This window comes from Cypionkella sinensis (assembly GCF_042646385.1).
Taxonomy (GTDB): domain Bacteria; phylum Pseudomonadota; class Alphaproteobacteria; order Rhodobacterales; family Rhodobacteraceae; genus Cypionkella; species Cypionkella sinensis.
The window spans coordinates 1-503 of the sequence record NZ_JBHRTO010000007.1 but is presented as its reverse complement, the minus strand read 5'-3'; the positions used below and the strand labels follow the sequence as shown (position 1 = coordinate 503).

Annotated in this window: 1 protein-coding gene; it reads right to left on the bottom strand. The window is 68.0% G+C overall.

The window, feature by feature from the left end:
- Window positions 1-12 precede the first annotated feature (12 nt).
- On the bottom strand, window positions 13-435 hold the full coding sequence (locus ACFOGH_RS20090) for a hypothetical protein (RefSeq protein ID WP_380074977.1): 423 nt from the start codon (window positions 433-435) through the stop codon (window positions 13-15).
- Window positions 436-503 lie beyond the last annotated feature (68 nt).

Sequence of the window (503 nt, the reverse complement as noted above, 5' to 3'; positions counted from 1 at the left end):
CACCTGGCAGGCCTACGGGGGAAGGCAGTGATGACCAGTTTTCAGAACGAGAAATTCGACACGAACGTATCGGGCGGGCAGGGGCTGCGGCTCGAGCAGCCGCTGCGCCCCGACCAGGAGCGCGAGGCGGAGACTGCCAACGCAAAGAAGCCGGAGGTGGCGCGTCCGAAATCCGAGATCGAGGCACTGCGCCAGGCGCTGATGCAGGGTGACGAGGCCCTTGCCCGGCGCCGCGACATCGGCGAGCTGCACAAGCGAATCGTGAACATGATCACGACGCTGAACCAGGGCCTGGACGAAAAGCAGGCCGCCCGCTTCGCCGAGGACAAGGCGCATTTCGTCGCCCGCCTCGAGCAGATCGAGCGCCGCGCGCGCGATGCTTTCGACGATGCGGCCGTTGCCCTTCACCTCGGCGAAGTCGCGCACCCGCCGCAGCAGGCGATTCGCGATGCGCGGCGTGCAGCGTGATCGCTGCGCGATGCGCTGCGCGCCGTCGACGTCGG